The sequence below is a fragment of the Nonomuraea sp. NPDC050643 genome, from assembly GCF_040654715.1.
In the GTDB taxonomy this organism is placed as follows: domain Bacteria; phylum Actinomycetota; class Actinomycetes; order Streptosporangiales; family Streptosporangiaceae; genus Nonomuraea.
Genome location: NZ_JBFAIM010000016.1, coordinates 137,156 through 163,067, shown reverse-complemented (window position 1 = coordinate 163,067; position 25,912 = coordinate 137,156). Strand labels below are relative to the sequence as shown.

Below are 25,912 nucleotides of genomic sequence, written 5' to 3'. Positions count from 1 at the left end.
CTCAGAGGAACCCGTGCCGAAGCACGGGCAAAGACTCCACGGGTCCGGAGCGGACACGATCTTCCCTTCGATAGTTGTCGTCCCTAACCGTAACGACGCTGGTGGCATCTATGTTTCCGCAGTGACTCTCCGCTGGTTCCGCGTACTTTTCCCTGGGAAAACCTTGGTGGAACGTCTTCACTGCTGGGGGGTTCGACGTAGCGTTTATGACAAACCGAAGGGAAGAAGGCGAAGTGTCTGAGGACGACCGGACGCGGGCCATGCGCTCACCAGGCGATGGCCGACCGCTGCCACCTCGACCCGGTGACGGCCCGCGCTCTGGGGGCGCGCCGGCTCACCGGATCCCGGCAGGGGGGCCGGGAGCGCCGACGCACAAGCTGCCCGCCGCCTCCCAGGTTCCCGAGCCGCCGCCGGCCGCCCCACAGGGTGAGGCGCCGAAGGGGAGCTCGCGTGTCTACGGCCGCGAACGCGCCGGCAGCAGCCCGGTCAAGCCGCTGAAGTCGCGGGCGGAGCGGTCGTCCGAGAAACCCCCCAGGGGGCCTCGCAGGAAGTGGTCGGGCAAGACCATCGCGACGATCGTCGCCGGGGTGCTGGTGGTGCTCTTAGTGGCCGCCGTGGGCATGTTCTTCTGGATCGACTCGCGGCTGGCGGGCATCGACGGCGTGCTGGACGACTACGAGGGCCGTCCCGCCGACACCCCCGGCACCAACTGGCTGCTCGTCGGCTCCGACAGCCGCAAGGGGCTGACCGCCGCCGAGCGCAAGAAGCTGGCCACCGGCAAGGCCGCGGGGCAGCGTACGGACTCGATGATGCTGCTGCACATCCCCGACGGCAGCGACAAGCCGACGCTGGTCAGCCTGCCGCGCGACTCGGCGGTGACCATCCCGGGCAGAGGGCGCGACAAGCTCAACTCCGCCTACGCGATCGGCGGGCCCAAGCTGCTCGTCCGCACCGTCGAGACGGTCACCGGGGTGTACGTCGACAACTACATGGAGATCGGCTTCGCCGGGTTCGTGGACATCGTCGACGCCATCGGCGGCGTCGAGATCAACGTGCGGGCCGCCGTGAACGACCCGAAGGCCGGGCTCAAGCTGAAGAAGGGCACGCAGGTGCTCAGCGGCGCCCAGGCCCTGGGCTACGTACGCACCCGCAAGGGCGGCGCGCTGCCCGACTTCGAGCGGACCAAGCGGCAGCGGCAGTTCCTGGGCGCGGTCGTGAAGAAGGCCGCCAGCCCCGGGGTGCTGATCAACCCGTTCACCTCGATCCCGCTGGCGATGAGCGCCACGGACGCGGTCGAGGTGGATTCGAGCACCGGGGCGTTCAACATGTTGTCGCTGGGGCTGGCCATGGGTGACAGCCCGGTGACGACGGTGGTGCCGTTCGGCGGGAACGAGGTCATCCCGGGTGGCGGCACGGCGGTCAAGTGGGACCGGACGAAGGCGCTGGCGCTGTTCAACGCGCTGAAGGAGGACAAGCCGGTGCCGCAGGAGATCCTCGACGCCGCCTGAGACGGCGACGCCGCCCCGGGCGGGCGCCCGCGGTCGCGGGTGCCCGCCCGGCTGTCAGCTCGAGGCGACCACGGCGACCGTGCTCGCGGTGATGATCGCGGCGGCGTTGATGGCGGCGATGGTCTGGGCGACCGCGTCGGCGGCCCAGGCGCCCTCGGTGATCTCCTTGACGCGCTGCTTGCTCGCGCCGGGGAAGATCTTCCGGGTGAGGCCGGCCGCCTGCGTGATGGCGATCAGGACGGCCGTGCGGGCGTCGGGATCGGCGCCCGCCAGGACGGCGGACACCCGCTCCCTGATGTCGGCCTCCACCCCGGGATGCGACTCCGGCCAGCGCCTGGTGGGGAAGATGCCCAGCACCTTGCCGCGCTCCTCGGTGAGCACGCCCGAGTCGGCCAGCCGTTCGAGCAGGCGGTGGCGCAGTTTGTGCGACTGCAGCTTCTGGACCCACCAGGTGGGCTTCCTGTCCTTGCCGTCGGCCACGATGCGCTCCAGCGTGGCGTCCAGTTCGTCGTCGCCCAGCGGGGTGCGGTCCTTGACCGTGAGCTTCTTCTCCGACAGCTCCACCCGGTCGTTGATGGCCAGCTCGGCCAGGATCGCCCCCGCGAGCGCCGGGTCGAGCTGCATGGAGTTGATGAGCGGCCTTCCCTTCTCCTCGTCGTGGGCGAGGAGAAGGAGTTCTTCGGCGATCGTCACACTCATGCTTCGACACTAACCTCCCAGCCATGACGATCGCGGATAAGTTGCACGCCATCGGCCGTCCGTTGCTGCGGGCCCAGCTCGAGCACCCGACGGTGGCCGGGATCGGGCGGGGGGACCTGCCCGAGCCGGTGTTCCGGTCGTGGCTGGAGCAGGACTACCTGTTCCTGCTGGACTACGTGCGGGTGTTCGCCCGGCTGGCCTGGCAGGCGCCGGACGCGCACGTGGGCGACCTGGTGGATCTGGCGCACACGACCTTCCACGACGAGCTGAGCCTGCACAGAACGATGTCGGCGAAGTTCGGGGCGGACCTGGAGGGGGCGGTGAAGGGGCCGGCGTGCGTGGCGTACACGGGGTTCCTGCTGGGGGCGGCGGCGTCGTACGGGGAGGGGCTGGCGGCGCTTTATCCGTGCATGTGGGGATATTCGAACCTTGGGCGGATATTGGCGGAGAACCCGCCCGCTGAGCCGCGGTACCGGGCCTGGGTGGACACGTACGCCGACCCGGGGTTCGCGGCGCTGACCGTGCGGATCGGGCAGTTGATCGACGAGGCCGCGCCTGATCCCGCGCGGGCCGAGGCCCTGTTCGCCGAGGGGATGGCGCACGAGCTGGCGTTCTGGGACGTTCCGTAGTTTCCCCAGGCTGTGGACGGCCGCGAGCGCGCCGTACCCTGAGGGCATGCCGGAACTTCCCGAGGTGGAGTCGCTCACCCACTTCCTGCGCGAGCGGGCGGTGGGCCGTACGGTCCTGGGGGTCGACGTGGTCGCCATCCAGGCGCTCAAGACGTTCGATCCGCCGGTCACCGCGCTGGGCGGGCTGACGATCACCAGTGTGTCGAGGCACGGCAAGTTCCTCGACCTCGACTGTGATGGGTTGCACCTCGTCATCCATCTGGCCAGGGCGGGGTGGCTGCGCTGGCGCGACGATCTGTCGGCGGCCAAGCCGGTGCGGCCGGGCAAGGGGCCGCTCGCGGTGCGCGTACGGCTGGCGCCCGACGACGAGGGCCTGGCGCCGGGGTTCGAGCTGACCGAGGCGGGGACGCAGAAGCGGCTGGCCGTCTATGTCACGAAAAATCCGGACGAGGTGCCCGGCATCGCCGCCCTCGGCCCCGACCCGCTCGACGAGTCCTTCACCGTGGCCGCGCTCAAGCGCATCCTGGGCGGCAACCGCACCCAGATCAAGGGGCTGCTGCGCGACCAGAAGGTCATCGCGGGCATCGGGAACGCCTACTCCGACGAGGTGCTGCACGCGGCCAAGATGTCCCCGTTCAAGATCGCGGCCACCCTGACCGACGCGCAGGTGGCCGACCTGCACGAGGCCATCGTCACGACGCTGGCCGAGGCCGTCGAGCGCGCCCAGGGGCTGGCGGCCAAGGATCTCAAGGCGGAGAAGAAGTCGGGGCTGCGGGTGCACAACCGGGCGGGGCAGCCCTGCGACGTGTGCGGCGACACGATCAAGGAGGTCTCGTTCGCCGACTCGTCCCTGCAGTACTGCCCCACCTGCCAGACAGGCGGCAAGCCGCTGGCCGACCGCCGCCTGTCCAAGCTGCTCAAGTAGCCCACACCGGGCCGGTCGGGCTCACACGCCGACCGGCACCCGCTCCCGGGCCCTCGTGCGCAGCAGCCCGGCGGTGGCGATGAGCGCGGCCAGCAGCGTGGCCGTCACCGGCACCACCAGGGCCGTGCGCATCGCGGCGAGCCCCGCCTCGGCGCCCGTCGCCCCGCCCAGGGCGGCCACGTTGACCGCGGTCACCATCGACAGGCCCAGAGCCGCGCCGAACTGGAACGAGGAGTTGATGAGGCCGCCGGCCAGGCCCTGCTCGTGCTCGGCGATGCCGTCCGTGGCCACGATCGTGAGCGGGCCGTAGACGAAGGCGAACATCAGGCCGATGAGCAGCATCGAGGGCAGCATGGCCGCGTACGCCCAGTCCAGGCCCACCCCCAGGAACAGCGCGTATGCCAGCAGCCCCGACAGCAGCCCGCCCAGCACCACCTTGGCGTTGCCGAACCGGTTGACCAGCCACGGGGTGAGCGTGGGGGCGAGCACCACGTCGGCCGCGGCCGCCAGCAGCGCCAGGCCCGTCTGGATCGTGGACCAGCCGCGCAGCTCCTGCAGATAGAGCGTGACCAGGAACTGGAAGCCGAAGAACGAGGCCGTGAGCAGCGCGGCCATCAGGTTCGCCCGGACCAGCGGGCCCGACCTGAGCAGGCCCAGGCGGACCAGGGGGTGGGGGGAGCGGCGCTCGACGGCCACGAAGGCCGCCAGCAGCGCCAGGCCACCGGCGAAGGCCGCGACGGTCAGCGGCCAGCCGTCGGCCGGGTGCTCCAGCCGTACGACGCCGTAGGCCAGCAGCATCATCGCGCCCGTGACGCTCAGCGCGCCCGTCACGTCGAAGCCCCGCACGGGAGGACGCTCGGCGGTCGGCTCCTTGAGCAGGGGGATCGCGGCGATCAGGATGACCAGCGACAGCAGGACCGGGGCGAAGAAGACCCAGCGCCAGCCGAACGCGGTCAGCAGACCGCCGATCACCAGCCCCAGCGCGAAGCCGCCCGCAGCGGTGCCGGCGTAGATGAGCAGGGCGCGGTTGCGCTCCCTGCCCTCGGGAAACGTCGTGGTGATCAAGGACAGCCCGGCCGGCGTCATGAACGCGGCGGCCACGCCGGTGGCGAACCTGGCCAGCAGCAGCACCCAGCCCTCGTCGGCGAAGCCGCCGAGCCCGGAGAAGGCCAGGAACACCACCAGCCAGAACAGGAACATCCGCCGCCTGCCCAGCAGATCGGCCGCCCGGCCGCCGAGCAGCATGAAACCGCCGTAGCCGAGCACGTACGCGCTCACGACCCCGCTCAGCATGCCCGTGGACAGGCCCAGGTCGGCCCGGATCGACGGGAGGGCGACGTTCAGCATGGCCACGTCGATGCCCTCGAGGAAGATGGCCCCACACAAGACGATCAGTACGCCCCAGGAACGGGCGGGGACAGACACAACAAACCCCCGGTTACTTCTTGGCATATCGGTTATCTCTTGTAACCGTCCACATCATGGGCCAACATGAAATGTCATGGAAGAAGGCACTTTGAAGGCACTCGGTTACTGCGAAGGCACCGTGGACGACGACTACGACGTACGCCAGTGGGACACCCGTGAAGACTGCGAGGTCCGCCAGATACTCGACCGCGTCGCCGACAAGTGGTCGCTGCTGGTCATCGCCCTGCTCGACTGCCAGAGCCTGCGCTTCACCCAGCTCCGCCGCGAGATCGACGGCGTCAGCCAGCGCATGCTCAGCGTGACCCTGCGCCAGCTCGAACGCGACGGCCTGGTCAGCCGCAAGGTGCACCCGGTCGTGCCGCCGCGGGTGGACTACGCGCTGACGCCGCTCGGCCGTACGCTCCACGAGACCATCAAGGCCCTGGTCACGTGGACGGAGCAGCACCAGCAGGAGATCGCGGCGGCACGTGCCGCCTACGACGCGCGGGTCAACGGCCCCACCCCGTGAGGCCGGGCGCCACCGCCTCGCCTTCGGACGACGGCACTCGCTCCCCGCGAGATGATGGAGTCATGACCGTTCCTGAGATCGAGGCCAGTGCCGTTCCCGCCGACGCCTACCTGCTCGACGTCCGCGAGCAGGACGAATGGCTGGCCGGCCACGCCCCTGACGCCGTGCACATCCCCATGACGCAGATCCAGGGCCGGGTCGACGAGGTGCCCGGCGACAAGAAGGTCTATGTCGTCTGCCGGGTGGGCGGCCGGTCCTTGCAGGTCGCGGCCTGGCTCAACCAGCTCGGGCGCGACGCGGTCAACGTGGGCGGCGGCATGCAGTCGTGGGAGTTCGCGCGCCGGCCGATGGTCAGCGAGACCGGGCAGCCGCCCTTCGTGGCGTAGCCGCTCGTGAGTTGCCCACTGTGGCGGTTTCGCCGCCATTGGGGCATGATGAGGGCGCAAACTACAGATCGTCGCGGGAGCTCGGGGTGCCGGGCTGAGAGGGCAGCTACTGATCCGCTGCCGACCGCCTGAACCTGTCCGGGTAATGCCGGCGTAGGGAGTGTGCGATGTCGCGCGCCGTCGACGAAGTTCCGCTGACCCTCGAAGGCAGGCCGCCGAAGACCCTGGGTGTGCTCGACCAGGGTGCGCTCTGGGCGAACCTCGGCGTCAGCCTCCTGGGCTTCTCAGGGGCCCTGGTCCTGCTCAACCCGCTCGGCAACGCCCCGCTCAGCCTGGCCGCCGCGCTGCTGGCGACCGTGGTGGGCAGCCTGATCGGCACGGCCATGGTGGGCCTGTCGGCCATTCCCGGCACACAGACCGGGCAGCCCGCCATGGTCCTGCTGCGCGGGTTGTTCGGGGCCAGGATGTCCGCCGTGCCCACGGTGCTGAACATCGTGCAGATGATCGGCTGGGGCGCCTTCGAGCTCTGGGTGATCGCCAAGGCGGCGACCGCGATCTTCGGCGGCGTGCCGTACCAGGTGTGGGTGCTGGTGGCGGGGGTGCTCACCACCGCGCTCACGATCTGGCCGCTGGGCTCGATCCGGATCCTGCGCCGCTACGTCACCGCCGGCGTGATCGTGTCGATGGTCTGGTTCGCCTGGTTCTTCCTGTCCGAGGCCCCCGCCTACACCGGCGGGTCGTGGACCGCGTTCGCCCCGGCCGTGGACTACGTGATCGCGCTGTCGGTGTCGTGGGTGCCGCTGGCCGCCGACTTCGCCAGGCACTCCAAGTCCAGCAGGGCGGCGTTCACCGGCGTGGTCGGCGGCTACACGCTGGCACAGGTGGCCTGCCTGGGGCTGGGCGTGTACGCGGTGGGGATCGCCGGCGCGGCGGCCGTGCAGAGCGACCCCACGGCGGTGTTCGAGCCGTTCGTGGCGGTGCCGCTGGGCGCGCTGTTCTTCGGCATCCTGGCGCTGCGCGAGACCGACCAGTCCTTCGCCAACGTCTACTCCACCACGGTGTCGCTGCAGAACCTGATGCCGCGCGTGGACCGGCGCATCTTCTCCGCCGCCATCGGCGTGTTCACGGTCGCGATCGCCCTGGTCGTGGACGTCCACTCGTACGGCGCCTTCCTCGGCGTGATCGGGGCCGTGTTCGTGCCGATGTTCGCGGTGCTGGCCGTGGACTACTTCGTGTTCGGCGGCTCACGCGGCTGGAACACCGCCGAGAACGCCCCCTCGCGCTGGTCGATGCTGGTGCCGTGGGCGCTCGGCTTCGTGGCGTACTGGCTGACGACCTCCACCCCCACCGTCCCCGCCTGGGACGCGGTCTGGGTGTCGGCGCGCGAGGCGATCGGCTTCACCCGCGAGCCGTGGATGAACGGCGCGCTCGGCGCGGCCGTCGTGGCGGGCCTGGTGACCGCGCTCGTGGGCGTGCTGCGGCGCGGGCGCGCCTCAGCGAGCCGCTGAGGCGCGTCGTTCGACGTTGAGCAGGTGCTGCTTGGCGGCGGCGCCGCCCGCGTAGCCGCCGAGCGCGCCGTCCTCGCGCACCACCCGGTGGCAGGGCACGACCACGCACACGGGGTTGGAGGCCAGCGCGTTGCCGATCGCCCGCAGCGCGCGCGGCCTGCCGATGCTCTCGCCGATCGTCTCCAGGGTCGTGGTGGTGCCGTAGGGGACCGCCATCGTCTTCTGCAGCACCGTGCGCGCGAAGGTCGTGGCCAGCGTCAGGTCCACCGGTGTGGCGAACGCCCGCAGCCGCCCGGAGAAGTAGGCGTCGAGCTCTCTGCGCACCGGGTCGAGCCGGCGCGTGTCGGGCCCGATGTACCTGCCCACGTGCCGCGTGAGCAGCTCGAACACGTCGTTTTCCGCCTCGAAGCTGCAGGCCGCGATGCCCTTGCCGGTCACCGCGAGCACCAGCCTGCCGACGGCGCCGTCATAGGTGCCGAAGGCGATGTCCGGCGAGGTGTCCCCCCGGTATGTGCTGGAGGTCACCCGCAGCAGGGCATCGAGATCGTTGCTCGACATCCCCTCTCCCTCCTAACCGACGAGAATCACCGTGCCCGCAGCGTATCGGACGGATCTCCCGACGCACCCACCGCGCCACGTGCACTATGGAGGTGTGGGGGACGAATGGGCCGACAGTGACGATGAGATCGCTCGTGCGGTGCTCGCGGGCGCGCCCAACGCCATCGTGGCGCTCGACCGGGACCAGAGCGTGCTGGTCTGGAACGACGCGGCCGAGCGGATGTTCGGGTGGACGGCGGAGGAGATGCTCGGGCGCCGCGCGCCGATCGTGCCCGGCGAGCTGAGCGCCGAGCACAACGCCGTGCTGGAGCGCGTACGCACCGGCGCCCCCGTGTCGCTGCGCACCAAGCGCCTGCGCCGCGACGGGGCCGTGCTCGACCTGCGGGTGGACATCAGCGCCCTGCGCCTGGGCAGCGCCGTGGCCGGCTACGTCTGCGTGCACCACCCCGCCCAGGCCGACGAGATGGCCAGGAACCGCATGGCGCGCCGTGCCCGGCTGGTGCGCCGGCTCACCGACGTCGTCGGCGACATCAACTCCGAGCTGGAGCTGTCGGCCGTGCTCGACCGGATCTCGGCCAGCCTCACGGAGCTCACGGGGGCGGACGCGGGCGGGTTCGTCCTGATCGAAGGGGATCGGCTGCGGCTGGTCAGCACGTACCAGTTGCCGGAGACGATCAGGGGCACCACCACCGAGCTGCGGACGAGCCTGGTGGACAAGCTTTTACGGACCGGCAAGACCGTCATGCTCGAGTCGAACGGGCTGGAGGACCTGGTGTGGGCGCGGCTGCGTGGCCTGCACACGATCGCGCTGGGCCTGGCCGCCGTCGGCGGGCGCCCTTACGGCGCCCTCTACGCGCTGTTCGCCCGGCGCACGCCCGGCCACCTGGAGCTGGAGCTGCTGGAGCTGCTGGCCGGGCACGCGGGCATCGCCGTGGGCAACGCGGTGGCCTACCAGGAGGCGGTGCGGCAGCGGGCGCATGAGCGGGCCGTGTTCGACGCCAGCGCCGACGGCATCGCCGTGCTCGACCACGCCGGCCGCGTGGTGCGCTGGAACCCGGCCGCCGCCGGGCTGACCGCGTTGCCGTCCGACACGGTCATCGGCGGGCCGCCGCCGTTCCCGCTGCCGACGTCGGGCGAGAAGGTCACGTACCAGATGGACAACGGGCGCTGGCTCGACGTGGTGAGCGCGCAGATCGAGGAGACGGGCGAGGTGGTCGTCGACTTCCGCGACGTGACCTCCGCCAAGGAGCTGGAGGAGGCCAAGGACCTGTTCCTGGCCACGACCAGTCACGAGCTCCGTACGCCGATCACGATCGTGCGGGGGTTCGCCAGCACACTGGACTCGCGCTGGGACAAGATGGGCGACCCCGAGCGCCGCTCCGCCGTCCACACGATCGCCGAGCGGGCCAAGTCGCTGGGCGAGCTCATGGACCACCTGTTGCTGGGCGCCAGGGCGGGGGCCGACGAGCTCAAGGTGCGCATCGAGGTGTTCGACCTGGCCGAGCGGATCCACGCGGCCACGCTCGGGCTGCCCGCGTTGTCAGACCGGCACCGGGTGGAGGTGATGATCTCCGAAGGGCTGCCGGAGGTGCTCGGCGACGCCCTGGCCACCGACATCGTGCTGGGGCAACTGCTGGAGAACGCCTTCAAATACTCCCCCAAAGGCGGCCTGATCAGCGTCGAGGCGTGGCCGGAGGACGATGACGTGGTCGTGGTCGTCGACGACGAGGGGGTCGGTATCGCCCCGCCTGACCGCGAGCGGATCTTTGAGCGCTTCGTCCAGGTGGACAGCGGCGACCGGAGACGGTTTGGTGGAGTGGGGCTCGGTCTCTACATCGTCCGCAGTCTCGCCAGGGCACAGGGAGGAGATGTGAGCGCTCATCCGAGGCCTGGAGGCGGCACCAGAATGCGACTCGTGCTCAGGTGTGCTTCCACTATCGGATCCGACACACCGATGCGGTAACGAGGTGGTCACGGTTGAGCTGATCTATCGTCCAATGTGTACAAGCTGTGATCGAGATGCGGTTTCTGGGATTGAGTAACGGGGCATTTCGGTCGTACCGGGGAGTGTTCCCGCGGGGGGCACAGGGAACGGGGAGGTGGGTGTGTCAAGCGTGGTGCTGCTGCCGTACGCGCCGTCCAGCGTCGCCGTCGCCCGCCAGCGTCTGAGCACTGACCTGCAGGACAGTGGGGTCTTTTCCGCCGCGATCGACGATGCCGTGCTCGTGGTGAGCGAGTTGCTGAGCAACGCGCTGAGGCACGCGCATCCACTTCCGTCGGGCATGGTGAGGGTCGCCTGGCTACGGAGTGACGATCACATCGAGGTGGCGGTGAGCGACGGGGGTGCGGCCACCGAGCCGCGGGCGGGCCGCCCGACCCTGTCCTCGCTCGGGGGCCGGGGGCTCGGCATCGTGGAATACGTGGCGGAGAGCTGGGGGGTCAGGCACGACGGTGACACGACGACCGTCTGGGCCATTTTGCCCGCACCCAACAAATCGGTGAACGGGCAGGTGGCGGCACTCAGAGAGGCCGGCTAGCGAGCACGGCCCGCTCGCTGACGGCCCACGCCGTGGAGACGAGCAGATAGAGCCCGCCCGCCAGCGGGAGCACCAGCGCGGCCAGTACGGAGCCGTACGGCAGCAGCGGCATGATCTTCTTCATCAGCGCCGGCTGCTCCTCCGAAACCTTGATCTGCCTGGCGGAGAACCACGCCACCGCTGCGACCAGCGCGATGACCAGTACAAAGACCAAAACCGGCATGCTGGCCAGACCGTAATTGGCCACCACGCCCGCCACCTGCTGACCCAGCGGAGCCCCGAACAGATCGTGACCGACCAGTGCGGTTGGGTGTGTGGCCACCCGGTACATCAGCCACATGAACGGCAGTTGCGCCAGCATCGGCATGAAACCCGCGAACGGCGAGCTGCCCTCCTTGGCGTAGAGCGCGGACAACTCCTTGGACAGCCGTTCGGGATTGCGCCCGTAGCGCTTCTGCAACTCGCGCAGCTTGGGCGCGAGCTTCTCCCGGACCTTCGCGGTGCGTGCCTGGCGGACGTTGAGCGGCAGCAGCAGCAACCGCACGGCCAGGGTGAACAGCACGATGCCGAGGGCGGCACTGCCGCCGGACATGCTGATGACGAACGTGACAAGAGAATCGATCATGAGCCCTGTTTTCCTCGTTGGGTGACGAAGGGCTCACTCGTCGAGAGGGAGCCCCGCTTGGTTGTTCACTCGAAGCGGGGCACGCCTAAGGAGCTCGTGGACGCGAACGACCGGCCGCGTCCGGATCGCGCTGCCGCTGGAAGGCCATACGGCGCGCGTAAGTCAGCGGAAAGCTCGGGGGCTCCCCACTGACGATGGGCAGCAGCGTCGCCGCCCACGTGGCCAGCAGCAGGATCGCCACCATGGTGATCCCGACCAGCCACGGATCGAACAGGAACTGCGTCAATGTGAGCGCGAGGACTTGCTCATCACGGCGACCGCGACGAACACGAGCAGAGCGATCACGCCGACGATCAAGGCGATCTTGACCAGGCCCACCAGCATGGGCAGGAGGAAGTTGAACAGCACGAAGAGACCCAGCAAGGTCCCTATGACGAGCATCACGACTCTACTCATGAGGCAACCGTACGTCTTCCCGACATGATCCGCGATGCTTACGAAGCAATGACGTACATGTCACTTCCGGGCACCTCGGCCGTACCGTGAAGTGGTGAACACGCGCATCCTGGTGGTCGATGACGATCCGACCGTGGCCGAGGTCGTCGCCCGGTATCTGGAGCGCGACGGGCACGAGGTCGAGTGCGTGGGCGACGGCGTGGAGGCGCTGCGCAGGGCGCTGGCGCATCCGCCCGACCTGATGGTGCTCGACCTGATGCTGCCCAAGCTCGACGGGCTGCAGGTCTGCAAGAAGCTCAGGGAGCGCTGGCCGGTCCCGGTGATCATGCTGACCGCGCTCGGTGAGGAGATCGATCGCGTGGTGGGGCTCGAGACGGGGGCCGACGACTACGTCACCAAGCCGTTCAGCCCGCGCGAGCTGGCGCTGCGGGTGCAGTCCGTGCTGCGGCGGGCCCGAGGGGCCTCCGTCACGGCCGGCACCGGGGTGCTGCGCGACGGGGACCTGGTGGTGGACGTGGGCGCCCACGAGGTACGCCTGCGAGGGGACGAGGTGCTGCTGACGGCCAGGGAGTTCGACCTGCTGGCCTACCTCATGCGCAACCCGCGCCAGGCGTTCAGCCGGTCGGCGCTGCTCGACCAGGTGTGGGGGTGGTCGTTCGGCGACTCCTCCACCGTGACCGTCCACGTGCGGCGGCTGCGGGAGAAGATCGAGCCGGATCCGACCGAGCCGCGCAGGATCGTCACGGTGTGGGGGGTCGGCTACCGGTACGAGCCACTGGAGGGGGCGTCCTGATGCGCCCGGCGGCCGGGGACCTGGCGATGGTCGTGGCCGTCACGGCCGGGCTCGGGCTGCTGGTGGCGCTGGCGGGCATCTGGGTGATGTGGCGGCTGCGTACCAGGTCGATCGGGGTGATGCTGGCCGTGGTCGTGGTGGTCGCCGTGGCGGCCACGCTGGCCGGGGTCGTGGCGATCATCATGAAGATGCTGCTCGAAGGGGCGATCAGGGACTTCGTGCTCAGCGTGGTGGCCGTGGGCGGGCTGGTCGGGCTGGGAGTGGCGTTCGTGCTGGCCCGGCGGGTGGTGGGCGAGAGCAGGCGGCTGGTGGCGGCCGTACGCGAGGTGCCGTTCGTCACGCCCCAGGGGCTGCCCGCCGAGCTGCGGACGATCGCCAGCACCCTTGAGGAGGCGTACGCGAGGGAGCGGGCCCTGGAAGGCGCCCGGCGTGAGCTGGTGGCGTGGGTGAGCCACGACCTGCGTACGCCGCTGGCCGGGATGCGGGCCATGGCCGAGGCCCTGGAGGACGGGGTGGTGTCCGACCCCGAGACGGTCGCGCGCTACCACGGGCAGATCAAGCTCGAGGTGGAGCGGCTGTCCGCGATGGTGGACGACCTATTCGAGCTGTCGCGGATCCACGCCGGGGCCCTGCGGCTGTCACGGGCCAGGATCGGGCTGGCCGACCTCGTGGCCGACACATTGGCCGGGGTGGAGCCGCTCGCCCGGGCCAAGGGCGTGGTGCTCACGGCCGAGGAGGCGGCGACCGTGCCGGTGGAGGCCGACGCGGGGGCTCTGGGCCGGGCGCTGGGAAACCTGGTGGTCAACGCGATCCGGCACACGCCGTCCGATCAGACCGTGGTGCTGCGGGCCGGGGTGGATGAGGAGGGGATGGCCTGCTTGTCGGTTTCTGATTGTTGTGGGGGGATTCCCGAGGAGGATCTGCCTCGGGTGTTCGACGTGGCTTTCCGGGGGGAGGCTGCTCGTACTCCTGTCGCCGACGGTGGGGCCGGGCTCGGGCTGGCCATCGCCCAGGGCATCGTCGAGGCGCACGACGGGATGATCGGAGTGGTCAACGACGGGCCCGGGTGCCGGTTCGAGATCCGGCTCCCGCTGGTCAGAGGCTGACGCTCGGTCTCCCGCGCTCGCGGTCGTTCCCCGGTGCGCGCGACCCCCTAGGCGCTCTCGGGGAGGGCCGTGTCCGGCAGGTCCCGAGGAGCGCCGAACGACTCCGACATCGCCCGAAATGTCGGGCAGGGCCAGCGCCACATGCAGCTCCGGCACCGCAATATCGGGTGGGCGGTGTCACTGGTGATGCCCCCCGCGTCTCGCGGCTGGTGGAGATCGAGCAACCTGAGCCCGAGCTCCGAGAATCTGAGCAGTTCGGTGCGCGCGGCGGCGAGGAAGTCGAGGTCCTCGACGGCGAGCCGGGTGCGGATGGGGACGTAGCCTTCGTGGTTGACCAGGCCGCGCAGGCGTCCCGCTTGGTCATGCCATGACGTCGCCTTCTCTGTGCTGATGAGGATGGATTCCAGGCGTTCGCGGAGTCCTTGGCGCTGCGGGTCTTCGGGTTTGTCTGCTTTCATCGACGCGGGGCCCGTCAGTCGTGCCCCAGCCCCTCCTTCTCCATGAAGCGGTGCCGGTTCCGGTGTCACGCTGTCAAGCTTCGCGTACTCTCCGTTTTCATGGAGCCCAAACGGAGGACAAAAACCTGTGGTTCCCCTATCGGCGTGACAACGTGACCGGAAGCGCTCGCGCCGCTAGCCTGCCCATGTGGAGCTCAAGGTCTCGACTCGATCACACGCGGGGTGCGCACTCGTTGCCATCACCGGAGAAATCGACCTCTACACGGCGCCCCACCTGCAGTCCGAGTTCACTCGGCTGCTGCAGGACGGGCCTAGCCGGGTGGTCATCGACATGTCCGCCGTGGATTTCTGTGACTCCACGGGGATGAACGTGCTGCTGTCGGCGCTCAAACGCATGAAAGAGCAGGGCGGGGCGCTCGACGTGGCCGCCCCGCGGCCGGCCGTACGCAAGATTCTGCAGGTCACAGGGCTGGATTCGGTGTTCACCGTGCATGACGAGGTGCCGCAGGAATTCCTGATCACCGAGCAGTCATGACGGGATCCGAGGTCTCTGCCGGAGGTGACGGCCGGTGAGCGGCGACACCGCTGTCATCATCCCGGCCGCCAACGAGGCCGACCGCATCGCCGCCACCGTCAAGGCGGCCGCGGCGCTGCCCGGCGTTGACCTCGTCGTGGTCGTCGACGACGGCTCGGCGGACCAGACGGGCAGGGTGGCGCGCGCGGCGGGGGCCCGGGTGGTGCGGCACAGCCGTAACCGGGGCAAGGCCGCGGCGATGGAGACGGGCGCCGAGGCGGTCCGTCTCCTCGACGACGACACCATCTCTCGCCACCTGCTGTTCCTCGACGCCGACCTGGGCGAGACCGCCCAGGCCGCCGCGCCCCTCATCGAGCCCGTACGCGCGGGGACGGCCGACATGACGATCGCCGTCTTCACCACGCGGGTGCGGCTCGGGGGGCATGGGTTAGTGGTCCGGCTGTCCAAGGAGGGCATCCGCCGGGCCACCGGCTTCACCTCCGCGCAGCCGCTCAACGGGCAGCGATGCCTCACCCGGGCCGCGTTCGAGGCGGCCAGGCCGTTGGCGCACGGGTTCGGGGTCGAGACGGCTCTGACCATCGACCTGCTGCGCAAGGGGTTTCGGGTGGCCGAGGTCGAGGTCGACATGGCACACCGGGCCACGGGGACCGACTGGCGGGCGCAGCTTCACCGGGCCAGGCAGTTGCGGGACGTGGCGCGGGCGCTGGCCGTACGGGAGCCTGTGGTGGCCGAGAACCTGGGCAAGCTCCGGCCGAAACGGTGAGTGGCCGGCTGCCGGTTTTCGGGGCGGAATCCTGAGCCGAAACCCGGCCTCGATCTCCTCTGGCCCTTGCACTGGGCTGCAGGGTGGCGCTGGTGGGCCGGCGGCCTGTCGTGAGGCGCGATTTACGTCTTGTGGACCGGCGATCTGCCCTGACGTGCGACCCACGTCTTGCCGGTCGGCGGCCTGCCGTGCTGGGCCGTCCATGTCTTGTGGACGGGTGCGCTGTCGTGAGTCTTGTGGGTGGGTGCGTTGTCGTGGGGTGCGGGATTCGTCTTGTCGGTCGGAAGGCCGTCGTGATGTGCCGTCCACGCCGCGTGGGTCGGTGCCGTGCCGTGTCGCGCCGTTCACGTCTTGTGGGTCCAGGCTCGGTCGTTCTGCCCGGTCCATGTCTTGTGGGTCGGCGCGTTTCCGTGATGTGCGGTTGACGTTTTGTGGGTCGGTGTCCTGCCGGGCTGTGCAACCCGCGCCTTGTGGGTCGGTGATCTGTGCTGATGGGCGAACCTGGTCGTGCCGGTGGTCTGAGCATGGTTGTCCACAGGCGGCGGTGTTAGGGGTTCGTCGTCCACAGGTGGGGGTGGTTCTGGCGAGGCCGTCTCGCGAGTGTGCTGGAATTTCCCGGTGACTTCGCAGACGTGGCACGACAAGGCACGAGGTCGGCTCGCCGGGCCGGCCACGGCGGCGATCAGCGCCTCAATCCTGCTGACGATCACCATCGGCTTCCTGGGGCCCTCATCGATGGTCCCCGCCCTCACCGGGCCGGGCTGGCAGCCGCCCTATTCTCTCGAGGCCGCCCCCAACCCCTACCTGGTGATCATCCTCGCCACGGCGGCCATCGTCCTCGGTGGCCTCGGCCTCCTGGCCGCTCTGATGGCCATCCACAGCCCGTTCGCCCAACTTCACCGCTTTCCGAGCGCGCGGTCGCTGATGCTCGCCGGTTGTGCCGCGGCCGGCGCGCTCGCGTTCCTGCCCCCGTCGGGCTCCGCCGACCACCTCAACTACGCCGCGTACGGCCGCATGGTGACGCTCGGCCTCAGCCCTTACACGCACGGCGCGACCGACCTGGCGGGCGACCCCATCGCCGACGCGGTGGAGCAGCCCTGGCGTGAGGAGGCCAGCGTCTACGGCCCGGTCGCCACGGCGCTGCAGGCGGTGGCGAGCTGGGTCGGCGGCGACTCGCTGCGGCTGACGATATTCGTGCTGGCCCTGTTCAACGCCGCCGCGTTCATCGCGACCGGGTTTCTCATCGATCGGTTCACCAGAGACGATCCGGCCAGGCGGCTGCGGGCCGCGCTGCTGTGGACGGCCAACCCGCTGCTTCTCTACCACCTCGTCGCGGGCATGCATGTGGACACGCTGGCCGTCGCCTGCATGGTCGCCGCGCTGCTGGCCAGGGGCCGCCCGGCCGGTTCCGGTGTGCTGCTGGGGCTGGGGGTGGCGATCAAGGTAAACGCCGGCCTCATGGCGCTGGGGCCCGCCTGGGAGCTACGCCGCCGCCCGGCCCGCCTGGCCCTCATGGCGGGGTGCGCGGTCGCGGTGGTGGTGGCCGGGTACGCGATCGTGGGGACGGCGGCGATCGAGCCGATGACCCGTACGAGTAAGTCGATCTCGCATGCCTCGTTCTGGAAGCTGGTGCAGGGCTGGCTGCAGTCGATCGTGGGCACCGGCAGCGCTTACCGGGGTGAGATCCAGATCGGGTCCCTCGTGGTGCTCGGGCTGGTGGCGTGGGCACTGCTGCGCCTGGCGACCATCCGGTCACGGTCGTCAGAGGGGTCGGGTGGGCCGAGCGGGGTGCAAGGGTCGGAAGAGTCGAAGGGGTTGGGCCGGCCTAGAGGGCCGGAGGGCTTGGGCAAGACCGGAAGGCTGGAGGGCTTGAAGAAGCCGGAGGGGCGCAGAGGGCCAGGGCCGGGGCCGGGGTCGGGGTCGGGGTCGAGGTCGAGGGGGCTGGAGGCTCCTGTTGTGGCGGCGGCCTTGGTGGTGGCGTACCTGTTCGCGACGCCGTACATCCTGCCCTGGTACGACGGGCTGGCGTTCGGGATGCTCGTGCTGGTGGGAGCCTCTGCGGTGGATGGGTTCGTGGTGGCGCACCTGATGGTGCTGTCGCTCGCGTACCTGCCTGCCCGGGTGGACGGGCAGCCCCCGGACCTCATGTGGCTCAGGAGCGAGCTCAGGCCTCAGCTTGCCTGGGTGTTGCTTGCTCTGACGGTGGGGCTGGTGGCGTGGGCGTGGCGAGCTGGAGGGCGCGAACGCAGGCCGCGAGGGTCAGCGGCACGGCGACCGTCAGCGCCATAGCCGGGATGGCGATGCCGGAGTCGTTCATGAGGAAACCGACGAAGGCGCACGTGAGCGCACCGAACAGGCCGGCCCTGAGCGTCGGGGCCGACTTGTAGGCCAGGCCGAGGGCGGGGGCGCCCCAGCGGGAGGGGCGGGCCAGCACGAGGAACAGGAAAGCCAGCGCGACCAGCGAGAGGAGGGTCAGTGACCAGTTGCCGACGGTTACGCCGATCATGGCGCCGAACTTGCGGCTGACGACGGTCCACGCCTGGCCGTCGATGATCTGCTGGACGAAGTTGCCCAAGTGGGTCCGCTGATCATCGGGACGCAGCCAGTCGAACACGGAAAGGCCGCCCACGAGCACGGCTCCGGCCAGTCCGACGAGCAGGAGCCTCAGCAAGGACACCCGCCTGCCCGACAGCAGGATCAGGAAGACGGCCAGACCGATCACGAAGGCCGGGACCCCACCGAAGTCCGCACCCCAGGAAGGCCACCCGTCCGCGAAGACCGCGAACCCTCCGTAGAGCGCGCACGCCGAGACGACCACGACCTTGGACACGCCCCTGCCGAGCAGCCACTGGGCCAGCCCGGCGAGGCCGAGGATGGTGCCGGTCGCGTAGACGGCGAAGGCGATGTTGCTGAAGCCATAGAAGCGTCCTCCGGTGACGGGCTCGTAGCCGGTCACGGCGTTCACCTGGAGTTTCGAGCCGGTCATGACATCGAGGAGCAGGGCGAGCGAGGTGAGGGCGGTGACGACGGTGAGAGGGCCGAGCACATGTGCACGCCACGGCCCGGCGAAGGCGGCACCGGTGATCAGACCGGCGATGGCGAGGATCGTGATGATCACCGACAGCATGGGCACGGGCAGGGTCCACCAGGGCACCAACTGGGCCAGGAAGGTGGAGACGGCGATGGCACCACTGACCACCGCGACGATCTGGACGGCCACGAGGAGCTTGGAGGTGCTCGCCGACTCGGCGCCGGCAAACGACTCGGTGCTGTTACGCGGCTCGGAGTAGGTAGGCGACTTGGTGTCGGGGCGCGCCCCGGGGTCAGGCAGGGATTCGGTGTCGGGCAGGGGCTTGGGCTTGGGCAGGGACCCGGTCGTGGGCAGGAGTCCGGGGTCGGAGAGGGGCTCGGTGTTGGACGGGGACCCGGGGTCGGCCAAGGGCTTGGGGTCGGGATCGGGGTTGGAGAGCGACTTGTTGTTGGGGTGGGAGTCGGTGTTGGGGAGGCGGGGGCCGGGTTGTGCGGAGTGGTCGTCGGCGGGTGTGGCGTTCGGGTGTCCGGTGCTCCTGCGTTCGGTGTTCGGGCGTTCGGTGTTCGGGCGTTCGGTGTTCGGGCGGGTGGTGCGGCGGCGGCGGAGGGCGAGGGCGGCGAAGGCGTAGAAGAGGAGCTGGACCGTCACCAGGACCGTGAAGAAGGGGCCGCGCACCTCGCGCAGGACCTGGCTGGCCAGGTCCGCGTCCGCCAGTTCCGTCATCGTCTCGGACGGCGTGGAGGGGGCGGGGGCGCCGGGTTGCCAGGCGCGGCCCACCACGTCTCTGGGGGTGGGTACGCCCAGGAGCTGGATGGTCGTGGCGGTCAGGTCGGTGATCGTGACCAGGGCGTCCTGGCGGGTGGAGGTGGCCGTCAGGTGGCCCCGGGGGTACGGCCGGCCGGTGGGCGACGGGCCGGTGGCGATGGCCACGTGGAGGTGGGCGTTGGGCGTTACGTCTGAAATGCCGGCCACGAGGACGGTGGTGCCGGGCTGGAGTTCGGCGATCAAGGCGCCGATCTGCTGGTCCGCCTGTGCCACGGCGGCTCGGCGGGCGGACGCGGGCAGGGGGGTGGGGACGCCGTACTCGTCCAGGGGCTGCCGGGTCCAGGCGTCGGCCAGGGCGGCGGCTTCGAGGACGATGAGGCTGTAGGGGGTGGTGTCGCCCAGGCCGTCCAGGGTGGGGGTGTATCTGGCGATATTTCCGGACTTGTTGGCTGCGGCCAGGGCGGCGCCCGGGCCGACTGCGGCCACCTTGCCTCCGTTGTCCGTGACCAGTTGGCCCAGGGTGCCCAGTTGGGCGTTGTAGCCGGTCTCCGACTGGTACGCGGTCAGGGTGCGCCAGGTGGGGATCGTGGCGCCTTCTCCGGCTTGCTGGGGGGTGGGGGGCGGAGGGCAGCCCTTGCCCGGTGTGCCTGAGCGCTGGCCCGCCGAGATGGTCAGCCAGCCGGCCGTGGGGCAGGTGATGCCTCGGTCCGGCGGTGGCACCGCCCTGGTGGAGAGGGAGGCCGAGGCCCCTTCGCCCACGAGGCGCCACAGGTTCGGGGTCGTCGACTGGCTGAGGTCGCTCCACTCCAACCCGGGGACGCCGATGAGGGCCACCCGCCCTTGGACCCCGCCGACCCAGGCCGGAGCCTGAGATGAGAAGAGGGCGTCGGTTGAGGCCGAAGTCTGGGGTGGGTGGAGGGTGTGGGTTGGGGATGCGGTCTGGGGTGGGTGGAGGGTGCCGGCCCAGGCCGGGGGCAAGGGGGCGAAGAGGGTCAGGAGGAGGACGGTGAGCAGGGTGGTTCCGTGGCCGAGGTGGCGGCGCTTCCCGTACCGGCCCTGAGGCGCGTACGGAGTGGCGTTCGGCATCTACGGACCCCCAGTGTCTGCCCCTCGATCAACACCAGCCACGGTAACGTGCCACACCGTGACAAGTGGCGAGGTACGGGCGATGCGGCGGCAGTGGTGGGCGTGGGCCGTCGTGGCGCTCGTCGTCGTGGCGGCCGTGGCGCCCCTGGTGCACACGTGGCTCACCAATCCCGACGACCAACGGCTGGTCGACCTGGACGTTTACCGTACCGGGGGGCAGATGCTCCTTGAGGGACGGCCGGTGTACGACTACTTCACGCCCGCGCCTCAGTTGCTGCCGTTCACGTATCCGCCCATCGCGGCGATGCTGGCCGTGGGGCTGGCGGGGATGTCGTGGGAGACGGCGCAGTGGGTGTGGACGGTCGGCATCTACGTGGCGCTGGCCGTGACCGTGGGGTTCTCGTTCCGGCAGGTGCTGGCGCGGGAGGCGCTGCGGAAGTACGTGCCGTGGCTGTTCGGGCTGCTCATGGTGGCGTGCGCGTACCTGATGCCGATCAGGGACCAGGTGCGGTTCGGGCAGGTGGACATCCTGCTGGTCGCCCTGTGCCTGGCGGACTGTGTGGCCAAGCGGCCCTGGTGGCCTCGCGGGTTCCTGATCGGGCTGGCCACGGCGGTGAAGCTGACACCGGGGGTCTTCCTGATCCATCTGCTGGTCACCAAGCAGTGGCGGACCTTTTACATGGCGGTGTTCGCGGCGGCGGTACTCACGCTGCTGCCGTTCGCGGTGATTCCGCGGGACGCGGCCGACTTCTGGTTCTCGGCGCTGCTCGACCCCGACCGCCTCGGCTCGAACGCCGCCACCACCAACCAGTCGATCCGCGGGATGCTGATCCGGCTGTACCTGCCCGACCTGCTCACGTCCGCGATCTGGCTGGTGGTCGTGGCCGCGGTCGGCTGGTACGGCTTCCGCGGCGCCCGGGACGCCTACCGGGCGGGCGAGTCGATGACCGCGGTCGCGCTCGTCGGCCTGATGGCCGTGCTGCTCTCGCCGGTGGCCTGGATCCATCACCTGGCCTGGGTGGTCGTGGTGCTCGGCGCGATCGTGGGCGACGGGCGTGACCCGGTCAGGCTGAGGGTGGCCGCGGGGGTGTGGCTGTACTACGTGGTGCCGGTCCCGTGGTGGGGGGTGTCGTTGATCGCGGCCGACATTCCCGGCGTGAGCCTGGTGCTGGGGAAGATCGTCCAGAACGGGTTCGGGCTTGGGGCGTTGGCTCTGGTGTGGTTGTTGGTGTCCTGGTTGCCGAAACGCCGGGGGATCACCTGACTGAACCGTTACCCTCTGTGCCGTGCTCGTTACCACATGGGTCATCGTGGGCGTCGTCGCCGGGGTCAGTGGCGTAATGATCGGATATCTGGCGCTTAAGCAGGCCAAAGCCACCGTGGAAGACTGTCAGCGCACGCTCGCCCGGCAGACCAGCGAGGGCAGGAACGACCTCAAGGCCATCAGAGACGTGGCCGTGTGCCGCTACGACGCGCTCGCGGAGATGACCGGGCGGTTGTCGTTCTCGGTGGCGATGATCAACGGGCTGGGCGACGGGATCGTGCTGACCTCCATCAACGGCCGCAGCGAGACGCGTACGTACGTGCGGCCGGTGGTGGGCGGGAAGGGACAACAGCCGCTGTCGCCCGAGGAGGAGGAGGCGGTGCGGGCGGCCAGGCTCGGGCTCGGGCCGCTGATCCAGTCCCGGGCCTGCGGGCCGCTGTGAACTCGGGTACGCCGTCCGAGTAACGGCGGCGTGAGCTGTCGAGCTGCGGATACTCTGGACGCATGCCCAGACTCGCCTATCTCGGACCGGAAGGGACTTTCACCGAGGAGGCCCTGCGGCTCCTCGACCCCACCGCCGAGCGGCTGCCCTGCGCCACCGTGAGCGCGGCGCTCAACGCGGCCCGCGACGGTGGCGCCGACGGCGCCGTGGTGCCCCTGGAGAATTCCATCGAGGGCGCGATCACCACGACCCTCGACGAGTTCGCCTGGGGCGAGCCGTTGCTGATCAACGCCGAGCTGCTGCTGCCCGTGCAGTTCTCGCTGCTGGCCCGGCCGGGCACCGAGATCCCCCACATCAAGCGGGTCTACACGCATCCCGCGGCCATCACCCAGTGCCGCGCCTTCATCGCGCGTGAGCTGCCCGACGCCGTCGTGGTGGCCGCGCCCTCGACGGCCGCCGCGGCGCAGGAGGTGTCGCTGCCCGGCTCGCCCTACGACGCCGCCATCGCCGCCCGCATCGCCGGCGAGCACTACGGGCTGGTCGAGCTGGCCACCGACATCGGCGACAGATCCGACACCGTCACCAGGTTCGTCAAGGTGAGCCGTCCGGGGCCGCTGCCGGAGGCGACCGGCTCCGACCGCACCACGCTGGTGGTCTTCCTGGCCGACGACCACCCGGGCGCGCTGCTGGAGATGCTGACCGAGTTCTCCGTGCGCGGGGTCAACCTGACGCGCATCGAGTCGCGGCCGACGGGCGACGGGATCGGCCGCTATTTCTTCCACTTCGACTTCGAGGGGCACGTGGCCGACGCCCGGGTCGGGGAGGCGATCGCGGGGCTGCACCGGATCTGTGGTGAAGTGCGGTTCCTGGGCAGCTATCCGCGGGCCGACGGGCTGGCGCCGCAGATCAAGCGGGGCACGTCCGATCCGGAGTTCGCGGAGGCGGGCGACTGGCTGGCGAGGATCCGCGCCGGGCGGGTCTGACGAGACCCCGCCCGCCGGATGTCCGAACGCGGGCGCCGTTCCCGGTGCAGGCGGGAGTCCCGGCAAATCCGGGGGCGGGGCGCCTCCCCGCGCCGGTAGCCTTTCCTTGTGATTGACCTGCGTACCCTTCGTGAGGATCCCGACCGGCTACGGGCGTCGCAGCGTGCCCGCGGTGAGGACGACTCCGTCGTCGACACGCTGCTCGACCTCGACGAGCGCCGCCGATCCGCGCTGACCTCGTTCGAGTCTCTGCGCGCCGAGCAGAAGAGCATGGGCAAGTCGGTCTCCAAGGCGCAGGGCGAGGAGAAGGCCGCGCTGCTCCAGCGGGCCAAGGACCTCGCGGGCCAGGTCAAGGCCGCCGAGTCCGAGGCGGAGAGGCTGGGGGGCGAGCTGGACGAGGTCCTCCAGTCGGTGCCCAACATCGTCGAGGAGGGCGCGCCGCCCGGCGGCGAGGACGACTACGTGGTGCTCGAGACCCATGGCGAGCCGCGCGTGTTCGACTTCGAGCCCAAAGACCACCTGGAGCTGGGCGAGGCGCTCAACGCGATCGACATGGAGCGGGGCGCCAAGGTGTCCGGCTCGCGCTTCTTCTTCCTCAGGGGCGTCGGCGCGCGGCTGCAGCTCGGCCTGCTCAACATGGCCATGCAGCACGCCATCGAGGCCGGGTTCACGCCGATGATCACGCCGGTGCTCGTCAAGCCGGAGACCATGCAGGGCACCGGCTTCCACGTGGCCCACGACAAGGAGATCTACCGGCTCCCCGACGACGACCTCTACCTGGTCGGCACCTCGGAGGTCTCGCTGGCCGGCTACCACGCCCAGGAGATCCTCGGCGGCGGTGACCTGCCGTTGCGTTACGCGGGCTGGTCGTCGTGCTTCCGGCGCGAGGCGGGCTCCTACGGCAAGGACACCAGGGGCATCATCCGGGTCCACCAGTTCGACAAGGTCGAGATGTTCTCCTACGTGCGGCCCGAAGACGCGCACGAGGAGCACCAGCGCCTGCTCGCCTGGGAGAAGGAGATGCTGGAGAAGATCGAGGTGCCCTACCGGATCATCGACACGGCCGCGGGCGACCTCGGCATGTCGGCCGCCCGCAAGTTCGACTGCGAGGCGTGGATCCCCACCCAGGGCCGCTACCGCGAGCTGACCTCGACCTCCAACTGCACCGAGTTCCAGGCCCGCAGGCTCGCCATCCGCTACCGCGACAAGGACGGCAAGCCGCAGCACCTGGCCACGCTCAACGGCACGCTGGCCACGACCCGCTGGATCGTGGCCATCCTGGAGAACCACCAGCAGGCCGACGGCTCGGTGGTGGTCCCCGCCGCACTGCGGCCCTTCGTGGGGCTCGACGTGCTGGAGCCGGCCAAGTAGGTCGACGTACTGAGGCCGGTCCAGCAGCTCGACGCGCTCAGGCCGGCCCAGTCGGTCGATGTGCTCGGGCCTGTTCGGGCCGGCTCAGTCGGTCGATGCGTTCGGGCCGGCTCAGTCGGTCGATGTGCTCAGGCTGGTGCAGTGGTTCGGCGTGCTCCGGCCGGTCGTGTGGTGATCTACCCGTCGAGGTGAGAGCGGGCGTCGTGCCTGAGGAAGGCGGCGCCCGCCACCAGTACGGCCGCGGTCAGCACCACGGCGAGCCCGACGGCGACCCAGTAGGGGCCAGGGGTGCCCTGGGACCACCCGTAGAAGGGGGCGAAGACGGTGACGAAGATCAGCGGTGCGCCCAGCACGCCGACCGCCACAGGCGCGGGACGTGCCCTGCCGGCGATCGCCAGCGCCAGGCACACCACCGCGCCCCCCATGGTCACGACCACGCCGGTCAAGGTCAGCAGTGGCGCCGGCCCGTCCGGCAGGATGCCGCTCCCCGGCTGGAACCAGCCGGCCAGCGCCGACAGCCAGGCGATGCAGGACGCCGCCGCGAAACCCAGGTAGACCCCGCCGTACTGCCGCAGCCCCGCCCCTACGCCGCCGAACAGCATGCAGACCGCCAGGAACAGCGCCATGGTGAGCTCGGGGTCCAGATCCGTTTCCGCGGGCTCGGTGCCGGGCCGGCCCAGACGCTGCCACGTCCCCGACGGATCGCGTACGACGATGCCGTCCAGCCCGTTCGCGACGACCACGGTGTGCCCGCCGGAACGGGCCTGCACGGTCAGGGCCATGGCGCGAAGGGCGGGCGCCGGGCGGTCGTACTGCCTGGCCATCCGCTCGAGATCGTCCTCGGACGGGCGCCACGACGGCTGCCAGGTGCGGCCGCCGTCGTCCGACTGCTCCACGGCCATCCGGTCCTTGGCCACGCGATAGCACCGTGTGGCCTGTCCGGGTACGCATTGCGCGCTCTGCGGCGGCTTGACCCGCTTGGCGGATCCCTCCGCCCAGGTACGCCCGCCGTCCTCGGAGATCCACGCCCAGCCGGGCCCGTTGTGGACCACGATCCGGTCGAGCGAGTCGATCTCCACGGAGTCGGCCGACAGCGGGGGCGGCGCGGCGGCGGTGGCGGTGACGGCCAGGACCGCCAGCGGCATCGTCACGATGAGGCGCCGGCGGGCCGAGCCGGGGCCGCGGAGGCTGCGGTGGCGTATCCACCAGGCCAGGGCGAGCGCAGGCAGCGCCAGGAGGTCCGTGGGATCGGCCAGGACCCGCGATGGACCCGCCACCCATGTCCAGACCTGAGAGGCGGCCTCAGCGCCCGTCTCCGTGCTCTTCACGACCGCGAAGAGCACTCCGGTGAGCAAGGTCGCCGCGAGATCGGCCCGCCGCCAGAACAGCAGCGCCAGCAGCGCGGGCGCCACGACGAGCCCGGCGACGTCGCTGAGCTTGCCCGTGACGAACCCCGGCCACGCCTGCTTGAGCAGGTGGTCGTTGACCAAGAGCACCAGCACCCCGGCGACGGTCACGGGGTGGCACAACCACGCGTACCTCATACAG

General features: G+C 70.3%; 25 protein-coding genes, 1 pseudogene and 1 riboswitch. Of the genes and pseudogenes, 17 read left to right on the top strand and 9 right to left on the bottom strand.

Annotated features, from left to right (window positions below; translation table 11 throughout):
* Window positions 1-233: 233 nt before the first annotated feature.
* Window positions 234-1,508: an LCP family protein gene (locus tag AB0I15_RS23285; protein WP_358098999.1), complete on the top strand. Its 1,275-nt coding sequence runs from the start codon at window positions 234-236 to the stop codon at window positions 1,506-1,508.
* A 54-nt stretch (window positions 1,509-1,562) separates the two neighbouring features.
* Here the strand turns inward: AB0I15_RS23285 and AB0I15_RS23280 are convergent, their stop codons facing one another.
* Window positions 1,563-2,207 (bottom strand): GPP34 family phosphoprotein, encoded by a 645-nt coding sequence (locus tag AB0I15_RS23280; protein ID WP_358098996.1) that lies wholly within the window; start codon window positions 2,205-2,207, stop codon window positions 1,563-1,565.
* Window positions 2,208-2,230: 23 nt separating this feature from the next.
* Here AB0I15_RS23280 and AB0I15_RS23275 point away from each other — a divergent pair, with 23 nt between their 5' ends.
* Both AB0I15_RS23275 and AB0I15_RS23270 read left to right on the top strand, forming a co-directional pair.
* Entirely contained in the window at window positions 2,231-2,836 is a 606-nt protein-coding gene (locus AB0I15_RS23275) for a TenA family protein (RefSeq protein WP_358098993.1), read from the top strand.
* Between the two features lie 46 nt (window positions 2,837-2,882).
* Window positions 2,883-3,761, top strand: a complete 879-nt coding sequence (locus AB0I15_RS23270; RefSeq protein ID WP_358098990.1) for a DNA-formamidopyrimidine glycosylase family protein — start codon at window positions 2,883-2,885, stop codon at window positions 3,759-3,761.
* A gap of 21 nt (window positions 3,762-3,782) precedes the next feature.
* On the opposite strand, the gene AB0I15_RS23265 is transcribed toward AB0I15_RS23270, so the two are convergent.
* Window positions 3,783-5,147: an MFS transporter gene (locus tag AB0I15_RS23265; protein ID WP_358098987.1), complete on the bottom strand. Its 1,365-nt coding sequence runs from the start codon at window positions 5,145-5,147 to the stop codon at window positions 3,783-3,785.
* A 130-nt stretch (window positions 5,148-5,277) separates the two neighbouring features.
* Between AB0I15_RS23265 and AB0I15_RS23260 the strand changes: the two genes are divergently transcribed.
* From AB0I15_RS23260 to AB0I15_RS23250, 3 genes are all read left to right on the top strand, one after another.
* On the top strand, window positions 5,278-5,697 hold the full coding sequence (locus AB0I15_RS23260) for a helix-turn-helix domain-containing protein (protein WP_358098984.1): 420 nt from the start codon (window positions 5,278-5,280) through the stop codon (window positions 5,695-5,697).
* Between the two features lie 62 nt (window positions 5,698-5,759).
* Window positions 5,760-6,083: a rhodanese-like domain-containing protein gene (locus tag AB0I15_RS23255; RefSeq protein WP_358098982.1), complete on the top strand. Its 324-nt coding sequence runs from the start codon at window positions 5,760-5,762 to the stop codon at window positions 6,081-6,083.
* Window positions 6,084-6,146: 63 nt separating this feature from the next.
* A riboswitch (TPP riboswitch) is annotated at window positions 6,147-6,260 on the top strand.
* Entirely contained in the window at window positions 6,251-7,591 is a 1,341-nt protein-coding gene (locus AB0I15_RS23250; RefSeq protein WP_358098979.1) for a cytosine permease, read from the top strand. It overlaps the preceding riboswitch by 10 nt.
* Here the strand turns inward: AB0I15_RS23250 and AB0I15_RS23245 are convergent.
* On the bottom strand, window positions 7,577-8,149 hold the full coding sequence (locus AB0I15_RS23245; RefSeq protein WP_358098976.1) for a methylated-DNA--[protein]-cysteine S-methyltransferase: 573 nt from the start codon (window positions 8,147-8,149) through the stop codon (window positions 7,577-7,579). The two genes, AB0I15_RS23250 and AB0I15_RS23245, sit on opposite strands and share 15 nt — an antisense overlap.
* Before the next feature lie 94 nt (window positions 8,150-8,243).
* On the opposite strand from AB0I15_RS23245, the gene AB0I15_RS23240 reads away from it, so the two are divergent.
* The gene (locus AB0I15_RS23240; protein WP_358098973.1) at window positions 8,244-10,112 is read left to right on the top strand and encodes an ATP-binding protein; all 1,869 of its coding nucleotides are present in this window, start codon (window positions 8,244-8,246) and stop codon (window positions 10,110-10,112) included.
* A gap of 142 nt (window positions 10,113-10,254) precedes the next feature.
* The gene (locus AB0I15_RS23235; protein ID WP_358098970.1) at window positions 10,255-10,686 is read left to right on the top strand and encodes an ATP-binding protein; all 432 of its coding nucleotides are present in this window, start codon (window positions 10,255-10,257) and stop codon (window positions 10,684-10,686) included.
* On the opposite strand, the gene AB0I15_RS23230 is transcribed toward AB0I15_RS23235, so the two are convergent.
* From AB0I15_RS23230 to AB0I15_RS23220, 3 genes are all read right to left on the bottom strand, one after another.
* The gene (locus tag AB0I15_RS23230) at window positions 10,670-11,311 is read right to left on the bottom strand and encodes a membrane protein insertase YidC (protein WP_358098967.1); all 642 of its coding nucleotides are present in this window, start codon (window positions 11,309-11,311) and stop codon (window positions 10,670-10,672) included. The genes AB0I15_RS23235 and AB0I15_RS23230 overlap by 17 nt on opposite strands.
* A gap of 85 nt (window positions 11,312-11,396) precedes the next feature.
* A complete protein-coding gene (locus AB0I15_RS23225) occupies window positions 11,397-11,597 on the bottom strand; it encodes a DUF6412 domain-containing protein (protein WP_358098964.1) in 201 nt (66 codons plus the stop codon).
* Entirely contained in the window at window positions 11,594-11,767 is a 174-nt protein-coding gene (locus AB0I15_RS23220; RefSeq protein WP_358098961.1) for a hypothetical protein, read from the bottom strand. Before AB0I15_RS23220 ends, AB0I15_RS23225 begins: the two co-directional genes overlap by 4 nt.
* Window positions 11,768-11,861: 94 nt before the next feature.
* Between AB0I15_RS23220 and AB0I15_RS23215 the strand changes: the two genes are divergently transcribed.
* Together AB0I15_RS23215 and AB0I15_RS23210 are read left to right on the top strand one after the other, a co-directional pair.
* On the top strand, window positions 11,862-12,560 hold the full coding sequence (locus AB0I15_RS23215) for a response regulator transcription factor (RefSeq protein WP_358098959.1): 699 nt from the start codon (window positions 11,862-11,864) through the stop codon (window positions 12,558-12,560).
* The gene (locus AB0I15_RS23210) at window positions 12,560-13,666 is read left to right on the top strand and encodes a HAMP domain-containing sensor histidine kinase (protein WP_358098957.1); all 1,107 of its coding nucleotides are present in this window, start codon (window positions 12,560-12,562) and stop codon (window positions 13,664-13,666) included. Before AB0I15_RS23215 ends, AB0I15_RS23210 begins: the two co-directional genes overlap by 1 nt.
* A gap of 47 nt (window positions 13,667-13,713) precedes the next feature.
* Here AB0I15_RS23210 and AB0I15_RS23205 read toward each other — a convergent pair whose 3' ends face one another.
* On the bottom strand, window positions 13,714-14,124 hold the full coding sequence (locus tag AB0I15_RS23205; protein ID WP_358098954.1) for a hypothetical protein: 411 nt from the start codon (window positions 14,122-14,124) through the stop codon (window positions 13,714-13,716).
* 187 nt (window positions 14,125-14,311) lie between these two features.
* Here AB0I15_RS23205 and AB0I15_RS23200 point away from each other — a divergent pair, with 187 nt between their 5' ends.
* From AB0I15_RS23200 to mptB, 3 genes and pseudogenes are all read left to right on the top strand, one after another.
* A complete protein-coding gene (locus AB0I15_RS23200; protein ID WP_358098951.1) occupies window positions 14,312-14,659 on the top strand; it encodes an STAS domain-containing protein in 348 nt (115 codons plus the stop codon).
* A gap of 34 nt (window positions 14,660-14,693) precedes the next feature.
* Complete coding sequence (locus AB0I15_RS23195) at window positions 14,694-15,422, top strand: glycosyltransferase (RefSeq protein ID WP_358098948.1); 729 nt, start codon at window positions 14,694-14,696, stop codon at window positions 15,420-15,422.
* A gap of 735 nt (window positions 15,423-16,157) precedes the next feature.
* Window positions 16,158-17,153, top strand: a pseudogene (gene mptB / locus AB0I15_RS23190) (polyprenol phosphomannose-dependent alpha 1,6 mannosyltransferase MptB); the annotation flags it as partial.
* 433 nt (window positions 17,154-17,586) lie between these two features.
* Here the strand turns inward: mptB and AB0I15_RS23185 are convergent.
* Window positions 17,587-20,304, bottom strand: a complete 2,718-nt coding sequence (locus tag AB0I15_RS23185; protein ID WP_358098945.1) for a hypothetical protein — start codon at window positions 20,302-20,304, stop codon at window positions 17,587-17,589.
* Between the two features lie 58 nt (window positions 20,305-20,362).
* Between AB0I15_RS23185 and AB0I15_RS23180 the strand changes: the two genes are divergently transcribed.
* The 4 genes from AB0I15_RS23180 (at window position 20,363) to serS (ending at window position 24,364) form a co-directional block, all read left to right on the top strand.
* On the top strand, window positions 20,363-21,568 hold the full coding sequence (locus AB0I15_RS23180; protein ID WP_358098943.1) for a glycosyltransferase 87 family protein: 1,206 nt from the start codon (window positions 20,363-20,365) through the stop codon (window positions 21,566-21,568).
* Window positions 21,569-21,590: 22 nt separating this feature from the next.
* Window positions 21,591-22,010, top strand: coding sequence for a DUF4446 family protein (locus AB0I15_RS23175; RefSeq protein ID WP_358098940.1), 420 nt, complete (start codon window positions 21,591-21,593; stop codon window positions 22,008-22,010).
* Window positions 22,011-22,072: 62 nt separating this feature from the next.
* Entirely contained in the window at window positions 22,073-22,993 is a 921-nt protein-coding gene (gene pheA, locus AB0I15_RS23170; RefSeq protein WP_358098937.1) for a prephenate dehydratase, read from the top strand.
* Window positions 22,994-23,101: 108 nt separating this feature from the next.
* Window positions 23,102-24,364, top strand: a complete 1,263-nt coding sequence (gene serS, locus AB0I15_RS23165) for a serine--tRNA ligase (protein ID WP_358098934.1) — start codon at window positions 23,102-23,104, stop codon at window positions 24,362-24,364.
* Between the two features lie 176 nt (window positions 24,365-24,540).
* On the opposite strand, the gene AB0I15_RS23160 is transcribed toward serS, so the two are convergent.
* Complete coding sequence (locus tag AB0I15_RS23160; protein WP_358098930.1) at window positions 24,541-25,908, bottom strand: hypothetical protein; 1,368 nt, start codon at window positions 25,906-25,908, stop codon at window positions 24,541-24,543.
* Between the last annotated feature and the right edge of the window lie 4 nt (window positions 25,909-25,912).